22 protein-coding genes and 1 tRNA gene are annotated in these 23,109 nt (G+C 54.5%); 8 read left to right on the forward strand and 15 right to left on the reverse strand.

What is annotated here, in order from left to right:
• Positions 1 to 12 precede the first annotated feature (12 nt).
• The 9 genes from ACW9KT_RS13295 to ACW9KT_RS13335 form a co-directional block, all read right to left on the reverse strand.
• The gene (locus ACW9KT_RS13295) at positions 13 to 855 is read right to left on the reverse strand and encodes a phytoene/squalene synthase family protein (protein ID WP_457081154.1); all 843 of its coding nucleotides are present in this window, start codon (positions 853 to 855) and stop codon (positions 13 to 15) included.
• Positions 856 to 929: 74 nt separating this feature from the next.
• The gene (locus ACW9KT_RS13300; protein WP_457081156.1) at positions 930 to 2,417 is read right to left on the reverse strand and encodes a phytoene desaturase family protein; all 1,488 of its coding nucleotides are present in this window, start codon (positions 2,415 to 2,417) and stop codon (positions 930 to 932) included.
• 249 nt (positions 2,418 to 2,666) lie between these two features.
• Positions 2,667 to 3,182 (reverse strand): sigma-70 family RNA polymerase sigma factor, encoded by a 516-nt coding sequence (locus ACW9KT_RS13305; protein ID WP_457081158.1) that lies wholly within the window; start codon positions 3,180 to 3,182, stop codon positions 2,667 to 2,669.
• Between the two features lie 349 nt (positions 3,183 to 3,531).
• Positions 3,532 to 4,431, reverse strand: coding sequence for a MerR family transcriptional regulator (locus ACW9KT_RS13310; RefSeq protein ID WP_457081159.1), 900 nt, complete (start codon positions 4,429 to 4,431; stop codon positions 3,532 to 3,534).
• Positions 4,432 to 4,457: 26 nt separating this feature from the next.
• Complete coding sequence (locus tag ACW9KT_RS13315) at positions 4,458 to 4,925, reverse strand: fatty acid hydroxylase (RefSeq protein ID WP_457081161.1); 468 nt, start codon at positions 4,923 to 4,925, stop codon at positions 4,458 to 4,460.
• 99 nt (positions 4,926 to 5,024) lie between these two features.
• Entirely contained in the window at positions 5,025 to 5,846 is an 822-nt protein-coding gene (locus ACW9KT_RS13320; protein WP_457081163.1) for an enoyl-CoA hydratase/isomerase family protein, read from the reverse strand.
• 149 nt (positions 5,847 to 5,995) lie between these two features.
• Complete coding sequence (locus ACW9KT_RS13325; RefSeq protein ID WP_457081165.1) at positions 5,996 to 8,248, reverse strand: ComEC/Rec2 family competence protein; 2,253 nt, start codon at positions 8,246 to 8,248, stop codon at positions 5,996 to 5,998.
• A gap of 149 nt (positions 8,249 to 8,397) precedes the next feature.
• Positions 8,398 to 8,838: a GNAT family N-acetyltransferase gene (locus ACW9KT_RS13330; protein WP_457081167.1), complete on the reverse strand. Its 441-nt coding sequence runs from the start codon at positions 8,836 to 8,838 to the stop codon at positions 8,398 to 8,400.
• Positions 8,839 to 9,147: 309 nt separating this feature from the next.
• Positions 9,148 to 10,236: a PhoH family protein gene (locus ACW9KT_RS13335; protein ID WP_457081168.1), complete on the reverse strand. Its 1,089-nt coding sequence runs from the start codon at positions 10,234 to 10,236 to the stop codon at positions 9,148 to 9,150.
• Positions 10,237 to 10,376: 140 nt separating this feature from the next.
• Between ACW9KT_RS13335 and ACW9KT_RS13340 the strand changes: the two genes are divergently transcribed.
• The 6 genes from ACW9KT_RS13340 (at position 10,377) to ACW9KT_RS13365 (ending at position 13,802) form a co-directional block, all read left to right on the forward strand.
• On the forward strand, positions 10,377 to 11,192 hold the full coding sequence (locus ACW9KT_RS13340; RefSeq protein WP_457081169.1) for an SAM hydrolase/SAM-dependent halogenase family protein: 816 nt from the start codon (positions 10,377 to 10,379) through the stop codon (positions 11,190 to 11,192).
• A gap of 146 nt (positions 11,193 to 11,338) precedes the next feature.
• Complete coding sequence (locus tag ACW9KT_RS13345) at positions 11,339 to 11,629, forward strand: putative quinol monooxygenase (RefSeq protein WP_457081171.1); 291 nt, start codon at positions 11,339 to 11,341, stop codon at positions 11,627 to 11,629.
• A gap of 123 nt (positions 11,630 to 11,752) precedes the next feature.
• A complete protein-coding gene (gene hscB / locus ACW9KT_RS13350; RefSeq protein ID WP_457081173.1) occupies positions 11,753 to 12,286 on the forward strand; it encodes a Fe-S protein assembly co-chaperone HscB in 534 nt (177 codons plus the stop codon).
• 19 nt (positions 12,287 to 12,305) lie between these two features.
• Positions 12,306 to 12,387, forward strand: a tRNA-Leu gene (locus tag ACW9KT_RS13355).
• 99 nt (positions 12,388 to 12,486) lie between these two features.
• A complete protein-coding gene (locus ACW9KT_RS13360; protein ID WP_457081175.1) occupies positions 12,487 to 13,212 on the forward strand; it encodes a M48 family metallopeptidase in 726 nt (241 codons plus the stop codon).
• Positions 13,213 to 13,307: 95 nt separating this feature from the next.
• Positions 13,308 to 13,802, forward strand: a complete 495-nt coding sequence (locus ACW9KT_RS13365) for a gluconokinase (RefSeq protein WP_457081177.1) — start codon at positions 13,308 to 13,310, stop codon at positions 13,800 to 13,802.
• Between the two features lie 138 nt (positions 13,803 to 13,940).
• On the opposite strand, the gene ACW9KT_RS13370 is transcribed toward ACW9KT_RS13365, so the two are convergent.
• The 5 genes from ACW9KT_RS13370 to ACW9KT_RS13390 form a co-directional block, all read right to left on the reverse strand.
• Positions 13,941 to 14,783, reverse strand: coding sequence for an oxidoreductase (locus ACW9KT_RS13370; RefSeq protein WP_457081179.1), 843 nt, complete (start codon positions 14,781 to 14,783; stop codon positions 13,941 to 13,943).
• A 288-nt stretch (positions 14,784 to 15,071) separates the two neighbouring features.
• Positions 15,072 to 15,995: a DUF6929 family protein gene (locus tag ACW9KT_RS13375; protein ID WP_457081181.1), complete on the reverse strand. Its 924-nt coding sequence runs from the start codon at positions 15,993 to 15,995 to the stop codon at positions 15,072 to 15,074.
• Between the two features lie 184 nt (positions 15,996 to 16,179).
• Entirely contained in the window at positions 16,180 to 18,222 is a 2,043-nt protein-coding gene (locus ACW9KT_RS13380; protein ID WP_457081183.1) for an RICIN domain-containing protein, read from the reverse strand.
• 143 nt (positions 18,223 to 18,365) lie between these two features.
• The gene (locus ACW9KT_RS13385; RefSeq protein WP_457081185.1) at positions 18,366 to 18,569 is read right to left on the reverse strand and encodes a hypothetical protein; all 204 of its coding nucleotides are present in this window, start codon (positions 18,567 to 18,569) and stop codon (positions 18,366 to 18,368) included.
• 411 nt (positions 18,570 to 18,980) lie between these two features.
• Complete coding sequence (locus ACW9KT_RS13390; RefSeq protein ID WP_457081187.1) at positions 18,981 to 19,658, reverse strand: response regulator; 678 nt, start codon at positions 19,656 to 19,658, stop codon at positions 18,981 to 18,983.
• Positions 19,659 to 20,314: 656 nt separating this feature from the next.
• On the opposite strand from ACW9KT_RS13390, the gene gntA reads away from it, so the two are divergent.
• Positions 20,315 to 21,007: a guanitoxin biosynthesis heme-dependent pre-guanitoxin N-hydroxylase GntA gene (gntA, locus tag ACW9KT_RS13395; RefSeq protein WP_457081189.1), complete on the forward strand. Its 693-nt coding sequence runs from the start codon at positions 20,315 to 20,317 to the stop codon at positions 21,005 to 21,007.
• Entirely contained in the window at positions 20,976 to 21,566 is a 591-nt protein-coding gene (locus tag ACW9KT_RS13400; RefSeq protein WP_457081191.1) for a DUF1989 domain-containing protein, read from the forward strand. The genes gntA and ACW9KT_RS13400 overlap by 32 nt, the downstream gene beginning before the upstream one ends.
• A gap of 211 nt (positions 21,567 to 21,777) precedes the next feature.
• On the opposite strand, the gene ACW9KT_RS13405 is transcribed toward ACW9KT_RS13400, so the two are convergent.
• On the reverse strand, positions 21,778 to 23,091 hold the full coding sequence (locus ACW9KT_RS13405; RefSeq protein WP_457081193.1) for an amidohydrolase family protein: 1,314 nt from the start codon (positions 23,089 to 23,091) through the stop codon (positions 21,778 to 21,780).
• Positions 23,092 to 23,109 lie beyond the last annotated feature (18 nt).

Here is a 23,109-nt window from a genome sequence, read left to right on the forward strand (position 1 = left end):
GGGCTTTTTCAATCAAATAGCTCGTAGCCGATAGCGGAAGTACGAACCGACCAGGAGTAATAGTTTCGTGTTGTCGGGCACGCGCACGCGCCCTCCCAAGATTTGCTGGGCCGGCAACTGGCGGATTTTGTGAAAAAGCTTCAGATAATACACGTAAGCCAGATACACGCCTAAGCGCGCTGCCCGTGGGAGCTGCACAATGCCCGCGTAGCCAGCCTCAAAATCAGCACGGATGTCGGCCTCAATCTCGCGCTTTACGGCGTCGTTGAAATGCTCGTAGCTTACGCCGGGAAAGTACACCCGCCCCCTATCCTCGTAGTCGGAGCGGATATCGCGCAGGAAGTTTATTTTCTGAAAAGCGGCCCCCAGACGACGAGCGGGCTCCCGCAACCGCTCAAACTGAGCCGTATCGCCCTCGCAGAAGATGCGCAGGCACATTAGTCCCACCACCTCGGCCGAGCCATAGATATACTCGTCGTAGAGCGACTGATTATAGTTGCAGTCCTCCAGATCCATCTCCATGCTCCGCAAAAACGCTTCGATAAACTCTCGGTCGATGCCATAGCGGTGCACCATGAGCTGAAACGAGTGCAGCACCGGGCTCAGGCTAAAGCGCATGTCGAGGGCCTCATAGGTCTGGCGCCGGAAATCAGCAAACAGCGCGGCTTTGTCGTGGTCGTGAAAGGTGTCCACGATTTCGTCGGCCCAGCGCACGAAACCATACACGGCGTACACCGGCAGGTGAAACCGCGGGTCGAGGGTGCGGATGCCCAGGGTAAAGGACGTGCTGTAGCGCTTGGTAATCAGCTTACTACATGCTAGGCTGGTTTGATCGAAGAGGGCAACGTGGTCCATTTTTTCATTTAACAATTAACAATTAACATTTATCACTCAAGCGGGCCCTGGAGAGAGCAGCTAACTGCTAAATGTTAATTGTTGAATGACAACTGGTTTTCTCTTTCTACTTCCTTAGCCACTACCTGCCCCGAGATAAGCGAGGGCGGCACACCAGGACCGGGCACCGTGAGTTGTCCTGTAAAATACAGATTACTAACCTTTCTACTTTTCAGTGTGGGCTTCAAAATGGCCGTTTGCTTTAGAGTATTAGCTAATCCGTAGGCGTTTCCCTTATAGCTATGGTAGTCGGCCACGAAGTCACTGTGGGCGTAGCTGCGCTTATACACCACCGCGTCGCGGATGCTTTGGCCCGTGAGGCGCTCCAGGCGATCCATTACCAGATGATAGTATCGCTCTCGCGTTTCTTCCGGATCGGCGAGGTCGGGCGCTACGGGTACCAGCAAAAACAGATTTTCGCAACCTTCAGGGGCCACCGTCGGATCCGTTTGGGAAGGCACCGACGCGTAAAACAAGGGCTTACTAGGCCACTGCGGCTGCTCATAAATTTCTTGGGCGTGGCGAGCAAAGTCCTCATCGAAGAAGAGATTATGATGGCGCAGGTTGTTGAGTCGCTTATTAATGCCCAGATAAAATAGGAGCGATGAAGGCGCCATGGTGCGCGAATCCCAATATTTTTCGTCGTAGTGCCGGTGCTGGGGGGCTAATAGCTGCTGCTCGGCGTGGTGATAATCGGCGCCGGCTACTACGATGTCTGCGGGGCGGAAGCCAGCAGCCGTTTGCACGCCGGTAGCGCGGCCGTTTTCCACGCGTATTTCCTGCACCTCCTGGTTGTACTCCAGCTTTACGCCCTGCTGCTGGGCCACTTTCACCATACCCTCTACTATTTTGTGCATGCCGCCGCGGGGGTACCAGGTGCCTAAAGCTAGGTCGGCGTAGTTCATGAGCGAGTACAGCGCCGGCGTATTTTCAGGCGTAGCGCCCAAAAACAGCACGGGAAACTCCATGAGTTTGATCAGCTTTTCGTGCTTAAAGAAGCGGCGCACATGCCGGCTCATGCTTTGTAGCACATCCAGGCGTACCGCATCAACCAGCAGGCGTGGGTCGGCAAACTCCATGAGCGAGCGACCAGGCATGTGCACAAATTTGTTGATGCCTACTTCGTACTTGTAGGCGGCTTGGCGCAAAAACTCGTCGAGGCGGGCGGCACTACCGGGCTCCAGCTGCTCGAACATGGCGCGCAGTTCAGGCATGCCAGCCGGAATGTTCAAAAAGTCCTGGTCGCCAAAAATTACGGCGTACGATGGGTCGAGGCGCACCAGATCGTAGAAATCGGCTACGCGGTGCCCAAAGCGGGCGAAGTACTGCTCAAATACGTCCGGCATCCAGTACCAACTCGGGCCCATGTCGAAAGTGAAGCCTTCGGCCTGAAACACGCGCGCCCGGCCACCAGCGCCCTCGTTCTTCTCTAGTACGGTAACCTCGTAGCCGCGCTGAGCTAGGGAAGTAGCGGCCGATAAACCCGCGAAGCCCGCGCCAATAACTAAAACGTGTTTACTCACAAATGACTGTTTATTCAGATTAAATGGGTTTTGCTGCCCATAGCGTTCTTGCCAGCAGCGATACTTTAACGCCTCTTATCATACCGTTGAGTTGCTGAGAGGTTTAGCGCTGTACTGCTTGAGGCAGCAAAACCGTCTCAATCTGCAAAATTTGCGATAAAAAAAGCGGGCCGCGGGGGCGCCACCTTTCGGCTTTGCATCCTACGGCCCGCTCTACGCCCGGGCGGCGGTATTATCTCTCCCTATACTTTACACACCGGGGGCGTATACTTTAAGCGCTTGCTTTAGCTCCTTACGGGCAATGTGAATACGGTTCTTCACAGTGCCAATCGGAATTTGCAGCTTCTCGGCAATCTCCATGTATTTGTAGCCGATGTAGTACATCATAAACGGGGTGCGGTAATCGGCTGAGAGGCTAGCAATAGCCTCATTGATGTCCGTTACCACGAAGTCGCTGGAGGCGCCGTTGTGGGTGATGTAGTTCTCGTCGGTGTTGAAATACTGGAAATACTCTGTGCTGTCAATATTGCTATTGCGCTTGGTAATCTTATTGTAATTGTTAATGAAGGTGTTGCGCATGATGGTGTACAACCATGCCTTCAAATTGGTACCAGCCTTGAACTTGTCCTTGTTCAGCAACGCCTTAAGCAAAGTTTCTTGTACTAAGTCCTTGGCATCGTCAGCGTCGCGGGTCAGGTTCATCGCCACGGGCTTCAGCGAATAGGAAATCTTTTGTACTTGATTGGTGAATTCCAGAGAGGTCATACTGTTTAGCTTTTCGTGGCAAAAAGTTAAACAAATATACGAGAAGTTTTGAAAGTCGGATAGCTTTGAAGCAATTATTTTCTTGTGTCCTCATGCACTTGTTTAGAGTGCTTCAATGTACGAATGTGCTGATAATCAGGAGGAAGAATACGGAAGCAAATCGGCGTTCAGTCTTATTTGGCTGTTGAACACCCTTCATTGCCGGACAAACTCGACTTTTCTCACGTTAAACTTTGTCCAACAAAAAGTTACAGCGCAAGGCATATTACGGCCGAGCTTATTCTAATTTATACCCCATAATTTTCAACGAAAAAGCCCCCCAAAAACCCTCCTGCAGTTCGACAACAACTTATCTAACTGGTTGATGACGTCGCTCATCGGCTAACGCCAGGAAGTCCGTCATTAGACGGATGCGGGTTGCGCTAGGGGGCATTTGCACCTCTTGGTGCTGGGCTTGGCCCCCGTATAGAAACAGCTCACTCTCGGGGCATAGTTGAGCCAGCTCATTTACATATGCCTGCACATGGTCGCGCTCAGGTAGCGCCGTCATTACGCAGCAAACAGCGTGAGGCTGATACGTGGTATACACCAGCTTCAAGTCGTTCAGAGGCATATTCTGCCCCAGATACAGGACATGGTGGCCCCGAGACCGCAGAGCATAATTCATAAACAGCAACGCCAGCTCATGCAGCTCACCCTCGGGCAGAAATAGCACCCAGCGTCGGGATACAGCAGGCGAAACCAAGGTAAGACTATCTGTGGCTACCAGCATTTTCTGCCGCAACAGATTGGTAACCAAGTGCTCTTGCGCCGGATTAACGCTGCCTGCTTGCCACAGAATACCAATACGCTGCAAAAATGGATAGGCCACGTACATGATGGCCGTCTCAAAGCCTAGCTGGCGAATAGTAGTGGTGAGCACCTTGGTCAACTGGTGCTCATTCATTTCCAACATAGCCGCCAGCAGCGCATTCACTTGGCGCGCATAGTCATGCGGATCGTCGGTACCTTCCAGTACGGCTTTTGCCAGCTCTTCTTCGCTGAGACGCGCCACCTGCGAGATGCGATGCCCGCGGCTACACAACGTAGCTACGTTGAGCAGGCGCCGTAGATCGGCGTCGCAGTAGGTGCGGATATTGGTCGCCGTACGCTCTGGGCGCAGCACATTGTAGCGCTGCTCCCACATGCGGATAGTGGGCGCTTTAATACCTGAAAGGTTTTCCAGGTCGCTGATCGAGAATTGTCCCACTATGTTTAATTAATAATTACCAAGTACTAATTATTAATTTTCTTTTTACGGGCCAACGCAAAATATTTGGGAGATACCCACAGCATCCCGAACTCTTCGGAGCCGTCGCGCGCACTGGTTTTGTGATGCATCTTGTGGGCCATATTGAGGGCGCGAAGATATTTACTGCTCGATTTGCGCCAGAAACGCAACCGTCCATGAATCAGGACATCGTGCACAAAGAAATAAACTGTGCCATACGCCGCGATACCGACCCCAACCCAAAAGGGCCAGTCTTTCGTCTCGGCGCTACTCATGATAAAGCCCATTGAAAGCGCTCCGTAGAATAGAAAAAAGAAGTCGTTGCGCTCAAAGCGGTGCGGATGGCGCACGTGGTGAGAGCGATGCAAAAACCATAGTGCCCCGTGCAGCACATATTTGTGCATAAACCAGGCGACGAATTCCATTCCCAGAAAGGTGGCCGTCGTTACGGCCGCGGCTGCCAGTACTGTCATAAGGTGCTAACCAGAGAGCAGGAAGGATGTTTAAAAGTGCCAGCTAAGCTTTGGCTGCCGAGCTTGAAACTTACATTCCAAGCCAGAGGCGTAGTTTGCTTAAGCGCCAGCGTTTTCCCAGCTAATTTTCTCTTTGTTCAGAAATGCGGCAATTCCTCGGCGGCAGTCGTTGGAGCCACGGGCCTCGGCGTTCATCTGGGCGGCGTAGCGCAGGCTGTCCTCTAAGGGCATTTCCGGAATACGAGCCAGCATCTCTTTGGTCGTTTCCATGCTCTGCGCAGAATTTTCGACGCAGAGGCGCCGCGCAAAAGCGTGTACCTTTTCGGCTAGCTCTTCTTTGGCAACCAGAAAATTAACCAAGCCAAACTCCAGTGCCGACTGGGCAGAAATAACGTCGCCGGTGAGCAGCAAATGCTTGGTGCGAGCCTCTCCGATCTTACGCAGCAAAAACACGCTCACTATAGCTGGCAGAAAACCGATTTTGACTTCAGTATAGCCAAACTTGGCCTCGGGCACGGCAAAGGCAAAGTCGCAGATACTGGCCAGACCGCAGCCACCGGCCAAAGCGTGGCCCTGCACCTGGGCAATGACGACTTTGTTGAGCGTATAAATCTGATGGAAAAGCTGCATCAGATGCGTAGAATCGGCTAGGTTATCGGCGTAACTGAAATTTTGCAGTTCCTGGATATAAGCCAAGTCGGCACCGGCGCAGAACACGTCGCCGGCCGCGCGCAGCACGATAACCTTGCAGGTTTCGTCGTCTTCAGCGTACTCGAAAGCCACCTTTAGCTCCGATACCATATCAGAGCTAAGCGCATTGCGCTTTTCGGCACGATTGAGCGTGATATAGCCTACAGCCTCTTGGCATTCGTAGCGAATGTAGCGCAGGGCTTGTAGGTCCTCGGTTGGGGTATCTTCCATGGTCGTTAGGCTTAGCAGTATACGGGCAACGCTGGGGGAGGATTATAAATGCCCCCAGACGCCATTGAGCCGGCGCCGTGACCAAACCTAGCAAAAATGATGCGGTAAAGAAACTATATAGCCCTGGGCTGTCGCTGACTTTATTGTCTTTACCGATGCACCTGCCGCCGAAATGCTCCTTGCGCCGTGACATCATGTGTCCGAAAGCCCGCTGCCCGCAGCACCGAGTCTTGACGGGTCACATACCAGCTCCGACACGATGAATCGAAGACGATGGGGGGCTTTTTGCCGAACACGGCCGCCAGTTCCGCCGGCCGTACGCGAGCATTGCGGCGCAGCACTACCACATCTACGGGCCACGGCTGACTAGCCGGGCTCAGGTAACCCGACACGAATGCCAGCCGCAGCCCGCGCCACACCACCAGCACCAGTCCGTCGCCGGTTTGGAGCTTGGCGGGCACGGGTGCGGCGTCCCAACCTTGATGGTAGCTTACGCGCTGGGCCGCCCGCTGAATGGAGCCCGGCACAATACGATAGGTGCGCTCTGTTTCGGAAAGCGGCAGGGAATCGACCATCACAATATCAGCCCCCGCGCCCTGCCAAAAGCTGCAGACCGAGCGACGCGGAATGCTGTAGATAACTATTTCTTCGTCGGTGCTGAGGCGCTGAGCGGCCCACACCCGGCTGCCGGCAAAAATACCCCCTAGCACGCAGGCTAGCCCCAGCCAGGCCAGGCGGCGTGCGGCTAGGAATGTAAGCACGGTCAGAATGATACCGAACACCAACCAGGTTTGCGGAGCCGTAAGCTGAATGCCGCTTATCAGAGCCTGAGGCATCTGCCGGCCAATCCAGAAGATGTACTCGTTGAAGGCCCAGATTATCTTTTCTAGCAAAACCGCCACACCCTGAGGTGCTACGTTCAGTGCGGGCCCCAAAGCTGGCACCAGTGCGCCAATGCCTTGCGTGATGCCCGTCAGAGCTAGTAGCCCCAATCCCACATACAAGGCCCCCGACGATAGCGGCACCGCCACCAGATTGGACAGCAAAAAGCTGAGCGGAAATTGGTGGAAGTAATACAGTCCCAGTGGAAACGTAGCTACCTGCGCGGCCAGTGTCAGGGCCGTGGCCTGCCATATCGCATCAGCCGACCAACCAGCGGCTTGCCACAGCTTACGTACCGCACTCGGCTGCCAGGGCCGCTGGCGGCGGGCGGCAAGTTCCTTGAAATCGAACCAACGGCTAATCATCGGCTGCAAATACACGATGCTGAGTACAGCCAGAAAGGAGAGTTGAAAGCCTACATCGGCTAGCAGGTACGGGTCGTAGCAGAGCAGCACGAAAGCGGCCACCGCCAACGTGTTGTACATCCGGCTTTGTCGCTCCGACACCCGCGCTATGATGATAAAGCTGAACATCACCGCCGCCCGCAGCACCGAGGCCGAGCAGCCCGTCACCAGCGTGTAACTCCAGATAACTGCCAGCCCCACACCCGCCGACCAGTACCGAAACCCGGGCGTGCCGCCAAACAGCCGCTGCAAAGTCCAGGTAATCAGCCCAAACAGTAGCCCCACCTGCAAGCCCGATACGGCCATAATATGCGTGGTGCCCGTGTTGGCGTAGGCCTGCTTGGTTTCCTGATCGATATCATCCTTCAAGCCCAACACCAGAGCCGACGCCATAGCGTATTCCCGCTTGGCAGGAATGTAGCGCCGAAATACGCCATCCAGCACCTGCGCCGCCCGCAAGCTCATGGCCCGCACGTAGCTGGGGGGCAAAAAAGCCACTTGCCGGTATTGGTCGGGGTGAACGAATTGTTGGTGATAGATCTGGTGGTAAGCCAGGTAGCGCCGGTAGTCGAACTCGCCGGGATTGAGCGGCGCTTTGGCCGGAGTTGGCTGTCCGCGCACCAGCCACACCTCGCCGTAGTGCGGCGCGGCCACGCCCTCTACCCTCGGCACTGACACCCGGATGCCGCCCACCGCCGTTTGCCATTGACCGGCCACCCGCACCGCCGACACGCGCAAGGTGGTAGCGTACGTAGCCGGCCGCACCACGGGAGCTTCGTCCACCACCGCCCGGTAAAACTCCACCGGCCCCGCAAGCTGACTAAGGTGGTCAGCACGCCGCGACTCGGTGGCCAGCTGAGCACTGGTAAGCCCGGCCAGAAACACGACGGTTAGCGCGAGCAGTCCGGCCGCATCCGTAGCCGCAGGAGTTGGGCGCCGTGCGGCCCAGAACTGCAAGCCCAGGAACACCAAAATGCCCCCCAGCAGCCACGGGAGTGTCTCCGGCAGTGTTTCGCCAGCATATAAACCAGCATATAAATACGTAAGAATACCTGCCGCCAACGCCAAAACCAGCCGCACAAACGCCAGGGGCGCCCACTGAATTTGCTTATTCACAGTCAGATAATGGGGTAATAATTCGCGTAGCCACTTGGATAGACAAAGTCGTTTCCCTTGCTAATTGCTAGGGGGCATTTTAATGCAAAAGTCCTTCCGCATTTAGTGCAGAAGGACTCTTATTGAACGGTGAGCGAGAAGATACCTCCTCATAAAGTGCCACGCCAGATCATTTTGAAGTGCTCAATATCGCACTCCGAAAACTGCTCGCCCACTTTCTCAAACCCGTGGCGCTCATAGAAAGGAATGGCCCGCAGTTGGGCATGCAAATACAGTGTAGCCTCCGGGTATGCCGCGTGCGCATCTTCCAGCACCCGATGCAGCAAGGCGGCGCCCACTTGCCGGTTGCGGTAATCGGCCAGCACGGCGAAGCGCTCCAGCTTCACGCCTTTGTCGGTGGGTCGCCAGCGGGCGGCTCCGCAGGGCGTGCCGTCGGCGGCGCGGGCTAGGTAGTGGGTGGCGTCGGTGCGGTCGTGCTCGTCGTATTCGTCGTTGAGGGGTACGCCTTGCTCGTGTACGAACACGGTTTCGCGGATGGTGAAGGCGTCGTCGAGGTCGCGCAGGTCAGTAACTCGTTCGGCGGTAATCATTGATCACAGATTTTTTAAGATTCGAATAAGTATGGCTTGCTGCTACGTTTCAGTCAGTAGAGACACAATATTTTGGGTCTTGTCGTTAAAAAATCAGGCGGTAAAGCATACCAACGACTGCAACGACAAGACCCAAAATATTGTGTCTCTACCGCAAATACGAGCAGCGTTAAGCCAGACCGCATAGCCGACGAAAGTACAACGAACAAAAAAGCCCCCCAGCTTTCTGGGGGGCTTTTTTGAAATGATTGTTGACTAACGAGTGTCAACCTCTCTAACTTAGTTGCCTGAATCAGCGAAATCTGTGATCTAGAGTTGCTGCTCCTGATTTACGGGCAAGCCAGTAGCGCCAGTAGCAGCAGGAAAGTCCGATTCAGGCCGCGAATCTGGGTGCGGACGGTACAAGTCGCGAGGTGGGCGGTTGGCCTGGTCGCGCTGCGTTTGCGTGTCGTAGCGGTCGTAGGCGTACACAATTTCCTTTACCAGGCGGTGACGTACTACGTCCTCGGCTGTCATTTCCACGAAACCAATTCCACGCACATCACGCAGAATGTCAAGCGCTTGCAGCAAGCCTGATTTCTGCTTGGTGGGCAAGTCGATCTGGCTGCGGTCGCCGTTTACCATCACTTTCGCCGTCGGGCCCATACGGGTCAGGAACATCTTGAGCTGGGAAGGCGTGGTATTCTGGGCTTCATCCAGCAGCACGAAGGCGTTGTTCAGCGTCCGGCCGCGCATGTAGGCCAGGGGAGCAATTTCGATGATCTTGTTTTCCTGGTAAAACTTCAGCTTTTCGGCCGGAATCATGTCTTCCAGGGCGTCATAGATGGGGCGCAGGTAGGGGTCAACTTTTTCCTTCATATCGCCGGGCAGGAAGCCTAGACTTTCGCCGGCCTCCACTACGGGACGCGAAATGATGATTTTTTTGACCTCTTTATTCTTTAGAGCCCGCACCGCCAATGCCACCGAAACGTAGGTTTTGCCGGTACCGGCAGGCCCCAGCGCAAAAGTCAGGTCATGCTTCATGACCGTATCCACCAGCTTCTGCTGGTTAGGCGTTTTGGCCTTGATAACGCCGCCTTTGGCCCCGAACACAATTACGTCGGCCGGCGAGGCGGTGGCGATAATGCGCTCCTGTTGCTCATCGTCGGCGGCGGCAATGTACTCGCTCACGTTGCGGTCGGTGATGGCGCCGTACTGATGATAATGCTCAATAAGTGAGGAAAGAATTTCGTTGATGCGGGCAATGACGGGCGTCTGGCCCTGGATTTTGATTTCGTTACCGCGGCTGATGATCTTGCTGCCGGGAAAAGCGGCAGCCAGCTGGCGTATGTTCTGGTTGTCGGGTCCGAGGAACTCGACCAGGGAGACATTTTCGAGGGTGATGATTTTCTCGACCAAATTATGGGTGCTTTAAGGCGAAGAATTGGATAAAAAGACCGAATGTGGGGCGTCGGTAGGAGCAAATGCCTACTTTTGCCGCCCCCACCCCGATCTAAACCGGGGTAAACAATAGTACGAAGAACTCAGGATTTCTGGCAATGGGGTTAATTACGTTTCTGTCTGATTTTGGCTACCGCGACCATTATGTGGCAGCCGTGAAGGCGCGCCTGCTACAATTGGCCCCCACGCAGCCCGTGTTGGACATTTCGCACGCCATCGAACCCTTCAACATCGCGCACGCCTTACACGTTCTAAATGCGGTATTTCGTGATTTTCCGGCCGGCACTGTACACCTGCTGGGCGTGAATGACTACGGCGGGGCGCAAGGCCGCTGGCACGCCGTGCTGTTCGAGGATCATTATTTTGTGGCTGCCGACAACGGCCTGCTCACGCTGCTCACCGACGGCCGCCCCGCCGAAGTAGTGCGCCTGCCCCCCGCCGCCACGCCCTCCCCTACCCGCGATATTCTGGCGCCCGCCGCTGTGCACCTGGCCCAGGGCCGCTCCCTCCTCGACCTCGGCCCCGCCACCACCGAGCTGTACCAGCTGCTCAACCGCCAGCTCCGCATCCAGGATCACCGCATCACGGGCCACGTGGTACACGTGGATCACTACGGCAACCTCATCACCAACATCACGCGCACCGCCATTGAGGCGGTAGGCCATGGCCGGCCGTGCACGGTACACTTTGCCCGCGAGACGGTGCGCGAAATTGCCCCCCACTTTCAGGCCACCGACCCCGGCGAAGCGGTGTGCATCTACAACAGCCAAGATGTGCTGTGCATCGGCATCAACCAGGGCCACGCCGCCGAGCTACTCGGCCTCCACTTCGACTCACAGGTGGATATCCGCTTTGTGGTGGAAGGAGCACCAGCCGAAGTAAGCCAGCAAAGAGTTGTTCGTTTCAACTCCTAGAAACCTACTCTATCGCGTCTAAAAGCGCTTCTTATTTCTGTTTTTATATTATGTTAAGCAGAGTAAGACATCCTGTCATAGCTACTTAGGATGCCTCCCTATGCTGGGGGGCATTTTTCTTTTTCCTTAATCAACCTCGCTTCCTTATGCTGATCCGAATAGTGCGCATGACGTTTATGATAGAGCACACCGGGGCTTTTCTGGAAATTTTTCGCTCGTCCGAAGACCGTATTCGCCAGATGCCGGGCTGCCAGCATTTGGAGCTGTGGCAGGATGCTAGCACGCCCAATATCTATTGCACCTACAGTCATTGGGAGTCGGAGGAGGCTTTGAATGCGTATCGGAAGTCAGGTTTGTTTGGGGAAGTATGGCCGGCTACGAAGGCGCTGTTTGCGGCTCCAGCCCAAGCGTTTTCCACGCACCGAGTAAGTGAATAACAAGAGGTCACTGGGTTGGCTGTCTCCACTGCTCTGCCGTATGGTTAGTATAAGCACGATGGCATCTAGGCTTATTGCCACCCAGGTCTGTGCAACCCCCTCAATTCTTCAACTCTGCGATTCATGAATGATTACTTCGAATTCTACGACTTACCCGAAGCTTTCCACCTCGACGAGTCCGCGCTCAAGCAAAAATATTACGCCCTAAGCCGCGAGTACCACCCCGATTTTCACGCCACCGCAGCCCCCGAACGTCAGCAGGAAATCCTGCACCTAGCGACTCAAAATACCAACGCCTACCGTACCCTCTCCGACCCCGACCAGCGCATGGCCTATATTCTTGGTCGCCACGGACTGCTGGAAGAAGGCAAACAAGAAATTCCGCCAGATTTTTTGATGGAGGTAATGGAGCTCAACGAACAGCTTATGGATTTGGAGATGGAGCCCGACCCCGCGGTAGTGGCAAGCGTTGAGAATGAGGTAAATGCCATAGCCGAAACCCTTGATGCGGGCATCGAGCCAGTGCTCACCGGCTACCCCGGTTTGCCCCCCGATGTGCGCCCCCAAGCCTTACAGCAAGTGCGTACTTATTATTTGAAACGGCGATACTTGTTGCGTATTCGCGAAAGTCTGGCTAAGTTTGCCACCCGTTCCTGAGTCGTGGGAGCGTAGTGAAGCCCAGATGGCGGAACCGGTAGACGCGTTGGTCTCAAACACCAATACCGCAAGGTGTGCCGGTTCGACTCCGGCTCTGGGTACAGAGTAGCAGAAACAAAAAGCCTGAGAAATCGAGAATCTGGAAACGGATGCGGTTTTTCAGGCTTTTTTGTGTTCGGTGACTTAAAGCATTTGCGCGAATGACGCATGTACAGATTAGCGGCCTAGAGGTAGAACTGGTCCGCAAAAACATCCGCAGCCTCCGCCTAACCGTGTACGCCCCCGATGGCAAGGTGCGCGTGGCGGCTCCGTTGCGCACGCCGGCTAGCACCATCGAGGAGTTTGTAGCAGCGCGCCGGAACTGGATTCAAAAGCATCAGGCAAAATTCGCGGCGCGGGAGCGGCCCGTGGCGCTGAGTTACGTTACGGGCGAAACGCATTTTTATCAGGGCAAAGGATACGAGTTGCAAGTACTGTCTACTGCTGGGCGGGCGCGTGTTGTACTGCGTGAGGAGCTAGGGCAACTCGAGCTGCACCTGCCTGCTGACAGTACAACCGCCCAGCGCGAGCAATTGCTAACCACTTGGTACCGCGCCCAGCTAAAAGCGCAGCTACCGGCCCTACTAACCAAATGGGAGCCCGTTGTGGGCAAACAAGCAGCCTCCTGGGGCGTGAAGCAAATGAAAACTCGCTGGGGCACTTGTAACATCCAAGCAAAACGCATTTGGCTGAATCTGGAGCTTATTAAACGCCCCCTAGCCTGCCTGGAATATGTAGTGGTGCATGAGTTGGTACACCTGCACGAGCGCTACCACAACGCCCGCTTTTGGGGCTTCATGGACCAGTTTATGCCGGAGTGGCGCACGTATAAAGCAGAGCTAAGCCAAGTAACGCTAGGGCCGGCCGCGGGGACAGATGCGGGTTAACCTAGCCGATTCTGCTTCTAAACCTGCTAGCCCAAACGTTAGGTTCACACGTTTTTGAGTAGCTTCCCCTCTCGTCCTTCGTATTCTTTGTGCGTATGCTCGTTATTGTCATAGGTGTTTCGGGTAGTGGCAAAACCACTGTAGGTCGTGAGTTAGCCCAACGGCTCAATCTACCTTTCTACGACGCCGATGACTTCCACTCAGCAGCTAACGTAGGCAAGATGCGCCAAGGCATTCCCCTGACCGATGAGGATCGGCAGGATTGGCTGGCTAAGCTAGCTGCTGGCCTCGCTACTTGGGGGCAAGCCGGAGGCGCCGTGCTGGCTTGCTCGGCGCTGAAGGAGCAGTATCGCAGTGTGCTACAACAAGGTGCTGGGGCAAGCTCGCTTGACTGGGTTGTCCTTGAGGGCGACAAGGAGCTTCTCCTATCTCGGCTGCAAGGGCGCTCCGGCCATTACATGGGTATCAGCTTGCTAGACTCCCAATTAGCAGACTATGAAAGCCCCGCCTACGGCCTGCACCTGCCCATCAACGCCACACCCGATGAGTTGGCAGAGCAGGCCTTAACTTATCTACAAGCGAAAACCTAAGTGTGCTATGCGGGAAGAAATACGCCCTTGGTACAAGAGCTTAACTACTGCTAATGGCAATGTTGATTATAAGCAAAACGACCCGGAAACAGCGTGCTTCCGGGTCGTTTTGCTTAGATAAGTCGCTATTCTAATTCTCTATTCTGGAAAATCGGCAGAGTTACCAATTTCAGCTACACCTTCCAGCTCTTTCATCAGGCCGGTAAACTTATCCTTCGCGCCTTTCACTGCAGCTTTGCCCAAAGGCAGGTGCAGGGGCGGATTCTCTTGTCGTACGAGGTCATACATGATTTGGGCGGCGCGGTCGGGGTCGCCGGGCTGGCGGCCGCTGTAGCTTTGGATGCCCTTTAGGTTTTCGCCCACGGTGGCTCGGTAGTCATCGATTTGGGTATCGACGAAGCTGGCGGAACGGCCGGCCCAATCGGTGCGGAAGCCGCTGGGCTCAATGTTGGTGACTTTTATTCCTAGTGGGCCAACTTGCTGAGAAAGGCTTTCGCCAATAGCTTCAAGGGCAAATTTGGAAGCGTTGTAAACGCCCACCCCGGGGAAAGTTTTCAGGCCGCCGATGCTAGTGATATTGATAACATGGCCACTTTTACGCTCGCGCAGATGCGGTAATACGACCCGCAACACGTGTAGGGGGCCAAATACGTTGACATCAAACTGACGATGTACTTCCTCAGCCGTGATTTCTTCGATGCTGCCCATCGAGCCGTAGCCGGCATTATTTACCACCACATCTAGGTGGCCCAGGGCTTGAATGGCGTCGGTGACGGCTTGTTTCACTTGGCCTTCGTTGGTAACGTCGCAGACGAAGCCGCGACCGTTTTCGCCAGCTTTTTGAGTGAACTCATCGGCTTGCTGTTGCTGACGGAAAGTGGCGGCTACTTTATCGCCTTTTTGCAAAAGCAGTTCGGCCAGCGACGCACCGAAGCCAGTGCTGACACCAGTAATAAACCAGTTTTTAGAGTTGGTTGACATTATTCAGAGGAACAAGGATGGATAATAAAGGGCCGCAGGAGGTACGGCCGGCTCTTTCAACCGATAAAAGCGACTTGGGGTTTTGGGGCTTCCTCGATATAAGCTAGCAGACAGCAAACGATAAGGCGGTCATGCAGAGCACAGTGAAGCCTCTCGCGTGTTTAGTTGGGTTACTACTCTGACATCAGCACGCGAGAGGCTTCGCTGTGCTCTGCATGACCGCCTTATCTGAGTAAGAGCCTTATAGCCTAGTTCGACTATAGAGACGAGGCGCGAAATGTAGTGTCTTTACGCTGTGGCCTGTAGCTCTACTAGTACGGCGGTGGAGCCACCCGCGTCGTCGTCGGTTACGAGGAGCAGCTCGTAGCGGCTGGGGGGCATTTCGTGGCGCACGGTGATGCTTTCTACCTTGCCCAGATAAGGTTTACCATTGGGTAAGACCAGCTGAACGAACTGCGCGGGTATCGGGCGGTCGGAGCGCTGGGTAAGGTCGAGGATGCCTACAAAGCTGCCGAGCACCTCCCCATCGGCCACGGGATCGGTAGTGTCTTCGACCGAGGCCGTAACGAACAGCTTGCCGGCGTGGATGGACGCGCCCGAGAAGCCGGCGGGTTTTTGGTTGATAGTAGGCAACTGATAATGCTGAAGCTGAATGGGCGGTAGCTTAGCCGTGCGATGCTGAATAAAGTCGAGGGCGGCGGTGAGTGGCAGCCGAAACAGCAGATTCCCGACCGCGGAGCCTACGGTGCGCTGAAACAGCAGTAGCTCAGTTGCCGTGGCGGCGGCAGCTTCCAAGTTCAGCACAACCCCACCTGGCAGAAGTTTGCGTAAGGCCGCGTACAGGGTGCTCAGCGAGAGAGGATACACGGTAGCGCTCGCGCCCGCCGCGGTTGGCAATGTCACCCAAAAGCCCACTTCCCGCGCCGCGGTAGCCCCCGATCCACAGATTAGTAAGGCCGTACCGCCGCCAGTAGCGGGTACGGCCGTCAGGCATTCCAAATCGGGTTTGAGGCTTTTGGGTAAGCGGCCGGAGCTGAAATGCACTGATTCAAAAAGCGTGATGCGGCCATTGGGCACCAGCGCCCGGGCATCGAAGCAATACAGAAAAGGTGAGTCGTCGCCGATGATATAGGCCGTGTCGCCTACTACTTCTACCCCGGAGGCCGAGGGCAGTTCAGGCAAGTCAAACTGACGAAGGATGGTTGCTTTCATAGCATAGCCTACGGATTAGGCGTTGGTTTCTATGCCTGCATACGCACCCACGGTTCTGGGGGGCATTTTTAAAAGTTACTCTTGTCATTTCAAGCAAAGCGAGGAATCTGAGAGACCTTGTTTAGCAGTTCTTCCCAGATTCCTCGCTTTGCTTGAAATGATAAATGCCTAGTCGGCCAAGCGCTTACTCCTTAGTAATTGTGAACTCCACACGACGGTTCAAGCGGCGCGTATCCTCCTGGGCGTTGCTGGCGCGGGGCTTGGTGCCGCCGTAGCCGATGGTGCTGATACGGTTTTCGGCCACGCCGCGGCTGACGAGGTAGCGCTTCACTTCCGTCACACGCTCTTCCGACAGCTTTTGGTTCAGGTCGGCATTGCCCTGGTTATCGGTGTGGCCTTCCAGGCGAATATTTACGGTCGGGTTATCAGTGAGGGTAGTGGCAAGGCGGTTCAGCTCGGCGTAGGAGGCACCAAGCAGGTTGTATTTGCCTTGGGCAAAGATCAGCGTAGGCAACTCCAGGCGCGAGCCCACGCCGGCAGGCACCAACAGTAAATTGCGGGAAAGCGGAGCCGTAACGGTAAGGGTATCAGTAGCCGTCAGGAAGCCACCGCTCACGGCCGAGAGACGATAGCGGCCGGGTGGCAGCGTAAATTGGTAACCGCCGGTGGCCGCTTCTACCCGCGCCGACGCGTTGTAGGAGAAATTACCCCCCAGGCTCGCTACTTTCACCTCGGCAGCCACGGGCTGCTGGGTTTTGGCATTAATTACTTTTCCTGAGAGCAAGGCTCGCGGGGGTGCCACGGCAAATGTGGGCGTCGGCACTTTCTCCGTCACAGAATCGGGGGGCAATACGCCTACGTCGGCCCGAAACAAGTCGGCAGGGCCATTGGCGGTGCGGGAGGCAGCGTAGTACGCCTGCTTGCCATCGGGCGTTAGGCTGAAATAGGCATCGAAGCCGGGTCCGTTGATTGTGGGCCCTAGGTTGCGGGGCTCGCTCCATTTGGTCCAGGAGTCGTCGAGGCGGGTGCTGGCAAATATGTCGGCGCTGCCGTAGCCGCCGTGACCGTAAGAGGAAAAATAGAGCGTTTTGCCATCGGGCGTCAGCCAGGGGGCAAATTCGAAGCCTGGCGAATTCACTACGTCGCCGAGGTTACGGGGCTCACTCCAGGAGCCTTTACCGGCCGGCTGACTGATATATAAGTCGTTGCCACCGTAGCCATCGGCCCGCTCCAGAGAAAGCAGCAGCACTTTCTCGTCGTTGGTTTGAAAAAAAGTCGTTGCAGTGCCCGTCGAGTAATAGTTGATGATATCTAGTTGCTCGGTGCGGTTGCCATTTTTTCCCCCCACATTGCGTGGGGCCCGCGACACGCCTTCATCATGAAAGGTGCCGTCGCGCTCGTAGTAGCCGCGCACCAGCAGGTAGTAGCCGTCCTTTACCACGGCCATCACCCCGTTGTGCTGAGGCGTGTTCAGGCCATCAAAGCGAGTGGCAGGGCCCCATGTTTTGCCTAGATCAGCGGAGCGGCTCATCCAGATATCGCCCGATTCGGCATTCCCTTCGGTATTGCCGGCAAACTTGGTACGCGTGAAAAAGAGCGTAGCATTATCGGGAGCCAGCACAGGATGGAGCTCGTTGCCGGAAGTGTTAAGGGCAGTTAGGGGCTGCGGGGGGCCAAATCCGGGCAGTTTAGGGTCTACGTTCAGGCGCAGCTTAAACAAACGCCACTGCTGCGTAGCCCGGTTGGCTGGCTTCTGCGACACAATAGGTGTGCCGTTTGCTTTGTCGACAGAAGCTACGGAAATGCAGCGGTCGTTGCCCTTACTAATAATCTGTAAGCTGCCCGCCGGGCCGCCTGGTACCAGGCGCCACTGCTGGTACACACTGCCCGAAAAAGGCCTCTGCACCAACGGAGAGTTTTCGTCGGGTTTGTCTATCGTCAGGCACTTACCACTATGGCGGCTTTCGATGCGGAAGTAATCGCTGCCGGGCATAATGCGCACAAAGCGCCACTGCTGGCTGGGCGCGTGGGTAAACTCCCACTGTACCATGGCCGCCCCACTCTCAACCGAGGAGTTGGCGATGTCCAATGACCGGCCACTGCTGCGGGCCGCGATGCCATAATAGGCAGTCTCATCGGGTATGAAGGGCGTTGATTGGGCGAAAAGAGGGCCAGCCGTAGCAAAGGCCAACAACAGGAGTAGAAAGCGAAGCGGCGAAGGGAGCATGCACGCAATAAAGAATGGACTGGGCCGCAAGTTAGCGGAAATCTGCACCGGTTAGCCCTTCAAACAACAACCGCCGCCCTTGCCTAAAGCAAAAGCGGCGGTTGATTAAGAAGGTTAGCCTAGGATGTGCGAGCGGAAGGGAGTTAGCTGGTAGCGCCGTTGTTGATGTACTTGAAGCGTACAAAGCGGTCATTCTCATAGATAGCGGCGAAGTGGCCGCCGGCAGCGCTCTTAGTTTCAGCTTTGCGGTCCGTCGCCCGGGGGCTGGGTGTAGTAGGAACCGAAGGGTACGCGCCGGGCATCATGCCGGGCACATGGCAGATAAAGGACAGGATCTTGGATGGCATGGTAAATTTATGTTATAGATGAGAATGTTAAGTGTGAAACCGAAGAGAGTTTGAAACTTAAATCAAGAGAAAGTAAAACAAGAGAATCGTTTGACTTAATCAGATAAGTATAATGATTATGACATTTGTTTGAATGATGCTAAGGTAGATCATTTATTATCCAAAAGTAAATGCGTACAATCCCGTAATTTCCTCTCAGGGACAGTACGGAGGTGCCTCTCCGCATAAGCTCCTATAAGTGATTGTGAAACGCCCCCCACATCTTGGATTTGCCCTTTTTTCAGTAGTCCGGATCAGCCCCGTTTTTAGGGTCTGTTTTTACCCTCGCGCACTGCATCGGCTAGCCGCTGTCGGAAAACAAAAAAGCCCCCGCAAAAAGCGGAGGCTTAGCTAGGGGGAAAGCGCTAGGTTTTACTGGATTAGCTTGTGGCGAAGGGCGTAGCGAATCAACCCAATGATGGACTTTGAGTTCGTCTTGGTCAGAATGTTTTTGCGGTGCGTTTCCACCGTACGCTCACTAATAAACAGGGTCTCAGCGATGTGGTGATTGGAGTACTCGCGACTGATGAGCTGTAGCACCTCTTGCTCCCGCGAGGTGAGGGCCACCGGAGTATCCGCAGCGGGAGGCGCCTGACGCAGCGTGGCCAGCTCCAGATTTTGCAGCAGCATAGTACCTACTTCCGGGCTAAAATAAGTATGGCCCGCTGCCACTTGCTCCACGGCTTGTACCAGTTCCTCGGGGTTCATGCTCTTCAGTAAGTACCCGCAGCCACCAGCACTCAGCACATCGGCTACGGAGCCGTGATCAAAGAACATGCTCAGGGCCACGATACGGAGGCTGTCTTTAAACTCTCGGGCCGCCCGAATAAAATCGACCCCTGACATACGGGGCATGTTCAGGTCGGTAAGTACCACTCGTATTTCTGGGTGACTGCGCAGGCGCTCTAAGGCGTCTATGCCGTTACTGGCCTGTGCTACTACTTTGATACCCGGATGGGACTTCAATAACGTTTTAACTCCTTCAATTACCATTTGATGGTCATCTACCACCAACACGGCAATGTAAGGTTCTGGTAGCGTGTCATTCATATTGCGCAAATGGTCAGATAGAGGAACAAGTTACGCAGTATTGACCCCGTGTAGTTTGCGGCGTCAGCAACTAGTTCAGGAATATAATTACAGGCAGAAATATACAGTAATATAGTTGTTTGTCTTTGATCTGTCAAGACAAACAAGAGAACAAGAAAGGCCACGACCTACCTCTGCTGCTAGCAGTTTAGGGCATATGTTTCCACATTAATTAGGCGTAAAATTGATGTTTACTACTCACCTCTCACGTGCTTAGCTGTAGGCTTCTAGCTGCATTTGCTAATCATTGCAAGTCGCTTGTAAACCACTTTTGCAATTGCACTGTACTAATACATAACAGTAGCGCACAAGACCATTTAACGTACCTATTATACTGCCTCTATATAATCTAAGCATCCCCATTGCTTCTTCTCCAAACTAGGCCTGTGAACTGGTATTTGTATCCTAACCAGCCACAATTTTTACTTACCTATTACCAGTTAATTTTACATTAACACTAGGCTTACCATCTGAAGAACAGCATATTACTACGGTTGAGCTTGATAATTTTGTTTAACTTTTTAACCAAAAAGGCTCAACCTTATAATGTCGAGGTTCGTTAGCGGAACTGCGGAGTTTGATTATTTCGCACGTGATGTTGAACCTGAGCTTTGTTTATGCATAATGTTGAATCAAATATAATAATAGAGGAATACTTTGATTTTATAAATAACAAGGAATTCCCCTGTGTAGCTGCCAAAACAGCCCTTACTTGGAAGCAGCTAAAGTGCTTGGTGGTAGACCATATGGCTTGCCCCAAAGACGACCAAGCCATCCTACAGTTCGTCTATGATTTTGTCGAAGAATATCGGCAGTCGACGAAGCTCTACCATAGCGTAGCCATCATTTTTAAAGGCCCCGAAGACCCCAACGAGGCCCAGTTTGAAGAATTTTTGTGGCAGCGCCTGCAAGCTTTATCTAACCTGGATGCCAAGCAGTATGGTTACGACAAGCGTGTAGTAGCCGACCCCTCCTCCCCCGACTTTAGCTTCAGCTTAAAAGAAGAAGCTTTCTTTATTATTGGTTTACACCCCGGCAGCAGCCGGTTGGCGCGGCGTTTTAAGTACCCTACTTTGGTGTTTAATGCCCATGCCCAATTCGAGCAGATCCGGGAAGCCAACCGTTTCGATGGGCTGCGCAATACCATCCGGACGCGGGATATAGCGTATTCAGGTTCTATAAACCCAATGCTAGAAGATTACGGCCAATCGTCGGAAGTATATCAGTACAGCGGCCGGGTGTACGATGAATCCTGGAAATGCCCTTTTTTAAGCCAACATGCCACAACTGACCATCATACCGCCGCGTAGCGGCACTGCATTCATTGTAAAAAAAGGCCAGCGTCTACGGGTGGTAGATATCGAAGGCGAGCAGGTAGCCGACTTTATCTGCTACAACCTAGAGGACAAAGCTGAATACCTGTCTTCGGGCCGCACCATCGACTATGCCGAGACCATTTTCCTCACCAAAGGCCACCCTTTCTACTCCAACCGCAGCAACATCATGTTCGACATGGTGGAGGACACGGTAGGCCGCCACGATTTCCTGCTCACGCCCTGCTCGGCCGATACGTTTCGCATCATTTACGGGCACCAGCAGCCGCACCGGGGCTGCTTCGGCAACTTGAGCGCTGCCCTCGATGAGCACGGCATCAGCCCCGATGCTATTCCTATCTGCTTCAACATTTTCATGCACGTCACCGTGGATGGCGACACCGGCAAAGTGGGCGTTTTGCCCCCCAAGAGTAAAGCCGGAGACTACGTGGTGCTAGAAGCCAAAATGGACTTATTAGTAGGTATGACGGCTTGCTCTGCGGAGATGTCGAATAATTACTCTTTTAAGCCAATTGGCTATCAGATCGAAGAATAAGCAATCTGCTTCCTTGTCATTGATGAGACCATAACAGGCGGTCATGCAGAGCGGTAGCGAAGCATCTCGCATGCTGACGAAAGATTACTAATCTCACTAAACACGCGAGATGCTTCGCTACCGCTCTGCATGACGTTCTATTGGATATAGAGACGGAAAAAGCCCCCCAGATAAAATCTGGGGGGCTTTTTCCGTCTCTTCAATGTAAGCTTTACTTAACTCCTACCGGCATACCATACTTACCCCGGAACTTCCGGTTCAGGTACGATTGCTTGTTATCGGGGCTGAAGGCACGGCCGTCGATGTAGGCGTGGGTGATGTTGTTGGTGCGCATGTCCAGCAGGTCGCCACTGCTCACGACTAGCGTAGCGCTTTTGCCGTTTTCGAGGCTGCCGTAGTCTTTGTCGATGCCCAGGATGCGGGCGGGGCTGAGTGTAACGGATGTGATGGCCTGCTCTTGGGTTAGGCCGTGGCCGGCCGCGGTACCAGCAATAAAGGCGAGGTTGCGAGAGCCCGAAGTTTCCATACTGCCTTCATAATCAAGGCAGAAGCGGATGCCGGCCTGCTGCAACATGTTCGGTAATTTGTAGGGCAAGTCGTAGTCGTCGCCAGAGCGGCGGGGCAGGGCGTGCGTGCGCGAGAGCACCACGGCAATGTCATTTTGCTTTAGGAAATCGAGCATCATCCAAGCGTCGCGGGCGCCTACTACGGCTACTTTCTGCACGCCCATTCGCTTGGCGAAGCTCACGCCCTCGATGATTTCCTTACCGTAGTCGGCGTGGATAAACAAGGTTTTAGAGCCATCGAAAATGCCCCCCAAAGCGGAAAGACGCAGGTTTTCGCGGCGACTGGAGGGCAAATTTTTATATGCGGCAGCTTCCGTGAACATTGCTTCTAATTCGCGCAGTTGGGCCTGGCGGTCCTTGGTGCGCTTCTCGGTCACCTTTTCGTCTTCGGCTGGGTTCAGCTTGAGTATCATCTGGGGCCAGTTCAGGTGCAAAGCGTCATCGGCGCGCACGGTGGCGTCCTGCCAGTTCCATGCATCGAGTTGCACAATGCTGCTCTGACCTGAGAGCATGCCGCCACGGGGCGTAATTTGGGCCAGTAGCACGCCGTTGGTGCGCACGGTCGGGATGATGTCGGAGTCGGTATTGTAGGCGATAATGGAGCGTACATTGGGGTTCATCATGCCCACCTCCTGCTCGTCTACCGTCGCCCGGATGGACGACACTTCGGTCAAACCCAGGGTAGTATTGGGCAGAATCAGGCCGGGGTAAATCTCCTTGCCTTTCACGTCCACTACCTCGTAGCCTTCGCGTTGGCTAAAGCCATTTTGCGCCCCGGCATACGTGATGCGGCCTTTATCGAAAGCCACAGCCGCGTCGGGCACTACGGTACCGTTGCCCACGTGCAAATTGCCCCCCACGAGCAGAATAGGCCGGTTTTGGGGCGGAGCGGGTGTAGGTACCTGGGCAGAAGCCGACATAGCAGCCAGCAAGCCTAGGGAGAGAAATATATGTTTCATCTTATGAGTCAGTTTGTT

The organism is Hymenobacter sp. HD11105, from assembly GCF_054051685.1.